2 protein-coding genes are annotated in these 3,408 nt (G+C 76.0%); one reads left to right on the forward strand and one right to left on the reverse strand.

The annotated features are described in order from the left end of the window. Positions 1 to 42: 42 nt before the first annotated feature. Positions 43 to 459: a DUF5655 domain-containing protein gene (locus PLP61_RS15850; RefSeq protein WP_324503724.1), complete on the reverse strand. Its 417-nt coding sequence runs from the start codon at positions 457 to 459 to the stop codon at positions 43 to 45. 56 nt (positions 460 to 515) lie between these two features. Here PLP61_RS15850 and PLP61_RS15855 point away from each other — a divergent pair. Then, positions 516 to 3,408, forward strand: a 2,893-nt coding sequence (locus tag PLP61_RS15855) for a DEAD/DEAH box helicase (RefSeq protein ID WP_324503725.1), incomplete at its 3' end; no start/stop codon positions are given.

Raw genomic sequence — 3,408 nt, forward strand, 5'->3', positions numbered from 1 at the left:
GAGTCGCTCGTGACCGGCACGGGCACGCTGGGTCGGCCGGAGTCAGCCGGGCCTCCCGGCGGCCGCCGCCGGCCCGGCGGCGGCGTACGCCTCCCGCAGCCACTGCGCGACCTCCTCGTCCACGTCGGCCGCGTCGCGGAGCTCCAGGTGGTGCACGTGCAGCCCGGGGCGCGGCTGGACCACCTCCTTCCACCGCGGTGAGGGGTCGCGCCGGGTCAGGGCGACCGTGAGCACCACCTCCGCGTCCGGGGCGCGCAGCCAGCGGCCGGGCAGCCAGAGGAACGCGAAGCCGCGGCGCCGCGCCCAGCCCACCTGGGTCCTGGCCACCCGCAGGTCGCACGGACCGCACTGCTCGAGCACCGCCTGCACCCTCCGGAACACCGCCAGCCCGAGCGAGGAGCCGGCGAAGAAGGCCTCCGCCTCCGTGAAGGACGCAGGGGCTGGTCTGCGGGTCGCCACCACCCCAGCATGCCTCGCCGGAACCGGCTGTCGGTGCCGTGGGCCAGGATGGGGGCGTGTCCGGTTCCGAGACGCCCGACCCGTTGGCGCGGTTCAGCGAGGCGACCCGCGCATGGTTCGCCGCGTCCTTCGCCGCCCCCACGCCCGCGCAAGCCGGCGCCTGGGCGGCGATCGCCGACGGGCACCACGCGCTGGTGGTGGCGCCGACCGGCTCGGGCAAGACCCTGTCGGCGTTCCTGTGGTCGCTCGACCGGCTGCTGACCAGCACGCCCCCGGCGGAGCGGCGGCACCGCTGCCGGGTGCTCTACGTCTCCCCGCTCAAGGCGCTGGCCGTCGACGTGGAGCGCAACCTGCGGGCGCCGCTCGCCGGCATCCGGCAGACCGCGGAGCGGCTGGGCTCCTCGGTGCCCGAGGTGCGGGTGGGTCTCCGCTCGGGCGACACCCCCGCAGGCGAGCGGCGCACCCTGTCCAGCCACCCGCCGGACATCCTGATCACCACGCCCGAGTCGCTGTTCCTCATGCTCACCTCGCAGGCCCGGGAGACCCTGCGCGGCGTGGAGACCGTCATCGTGGACGAGGTGCACGCCCTCGCGGGCGGCAAGCGGGGGGCCCACCTGGCGGTGTCCCTGGAACGGCTCGACGCGCTGCTGCCCCGCCCGGCCCAGCGGGTCGGCCTCTCCGCGACCGTGCGCCCCCACGAGGAGGTGGCCCGCTTCCTGGGGGGCACGGCACCGGTCCGGATCGTGGCGCCGCCGGCACGCAAGGAGTGGGACCTCCGCGTGGTGGTGCCGGTGGAGGACATGACCAGTCCCGACGAGGGGGGCGGGGCGGACGAGCTCGACCCCCGGCGCGCCGCCTCGATCTGGGCGCACGTGGAGGAGCACGTCGCCGACCTGATCGCCGCGCACCGCGCCACGATCGTGTTCGCCAACTCCCGCCGGCTGGCCGAGCGCCTCACCGCGCGGCTCAACGAGATCGCCGCGGAGCGGGCCGCCTCCGAAGGTGCCCCGGCCGCGACCCGACCCGGCCTCGGAGCACCGCCGGCCCAGGTGATGGCCCAGTCCGGGCAGACCTACGCCGCTCCCCCGGTGGTCGCCCGGGCCCACCACGGCTCGGTCTCGAAGGAGGAGCGGGCGCTGATCGAGGACGACCTCAAGCGGGGGCGGCTGCCCTGCGTCGTGGCCACCAGCAGCCTCGAGCTCGGCATCGACATGGGCGCGGTCGACCTGGTCGTGCAGATCGAGTCCCCGCCCAGCGTGGCCAGCGCCCTCCAGCGCGTGGGGCGGGCCGGGCACCAGGTCGGTGAGGTGTCCCGGGGGGTGCTGTTCCCGAAGCACCGCGGGGACCTCGCCCAGACCGCGGTCGCGGTCGAAAGGATGCGAGCCGGCCTCATCGAGTCGCTGGCGGTCCCCGCGAACCCGCTCGACGTGCTGGCCCAGCAGGTCGTGGCCATGACCGCGCTGGACACGTGGAGCGTCGACGAGGTCTACGACCTGCTCCGCCGCAGCGCCCCCTTCACCGACCTGCCGCGCAGCGCCTTCGAGGCCACCCTGGACCTCCTCAGCGGCCGCTACCCCTCCGAGGAGTTCGCCGAGCTGCGCCCGCGCGTGGTGTGGGACCGGGTGACGGGCACGCTCACCGGTCGGCCCGGCGCCCAGCGGCTGGCGGTCACCAGCGGCGGCACGATCCCGGACCGCGGCCTCTTCGGGGTGTTCCTGGTCGGGGCCGAGGGGCCGGGACGGCGGGTCGGGGAGCTCGACGAGGAGATGGTCTACGAGTCGCGGGTGGGCGACGTCTTCGCGCTCGGCGCAACCAGCTGGCGGATCGAGGACATCACCCACGACCGGGTGCTGGTCACCCCCGCTCCGGGGATCCCGGGGCGGCTGCCCTTCTGGAAGGGCGACTCGCTGGGGCGGCCCGCCGAGCTCGGGGAGGCGGTGGGCGCGTTCGCCCGGGAGCTGGGCGCGCTCCCTGAGGCGCGGGCACTCACCCGGGCCCGTGCCAGCGGTCTCGACGAGTGGGCGGCCGCCAACCTGGTGGGCTACCTGACCGAGCAGCAGGAGGCGACCCGGGTCGTGCCCAGCGACCTCAGCCTGGTCGTCGAGCGGTTCCGCGACGAGCTGGGTGACTGGCGGCTGGTCCTGCACTCGCCGTACGGCACGCCGGTGCACGCCCCGTGGGCGCTGGCGGTCAACGCCCGGCTCCGGCAGCAGTACGCCGTGGACGGCCAGGCGATGGCCTCCGACGACGGGATCGTCATCCGCGTCCCCGACTCCGACGCCGACCCGCCGGGAGCGGAACTAGTGGTCTTCGACCCCGAGGAGGTCGCCGAGCTGGTCCAGGCGGAGGTCGGCGGCTCGGCCCTCTTCGCGGCCCGTTTCCGGGAGTGCGCCGCCCGCGCGCTGCTCCTGCCCCGCCGCGACCCGGGCCGGCGCTCCCCGCTGTGGCAGCAGCGGCAACGCTCGGCCCAGCTGCTGGAGGTGGCCGCGCGGTACCCGTCCTTCCCGATCGTCCTCGAGGCGGTCCGCGAGTGCCTGCAGGACGTCTACGACCTGCCGGCGCTCACCGCCCTGATGCGGCGGGTGGAGCGGCGGGAGGTGACCGTCACCGACGTGCCCACCGAGCAGCCCTCCCCGTTCGCCCGGACCCTGCTGTTCGGGTACGTCGCGCAGTTCGTCTACGAGGGCGACTCCCCGCTCGCCGAGCGTCGGGCCGCGGCCCTGTCCCTGGACCAGGGGCTGCTGGCCGAGCTGCTGGGTCGGGCCGAGCTGCGCGAGCTGCTGGACCCGGCGGTGCTCGCCGAGGTCGAGGCCGAGCTGCAGCGGCTGGCCCCCGACCGCCGGGCCCGGGACGCGGAGGGGGTCGCGGACCTGCTGCGACTGCTCGGTCCGCTGTCCTCGGCCGAGGTGGCCGCCCGGCACCTCGCCGACCTCGGCGCCCGTGCCGTGG

Source organism: Nocardioides sp. (genome assembly GCF_035429765.1).
Classification (GTDB): domain Bacteria; phylum Actinomycetota; class Actinomycetes; order Propionibacteriales; family Nocardioidaceae; genus Nocardioides.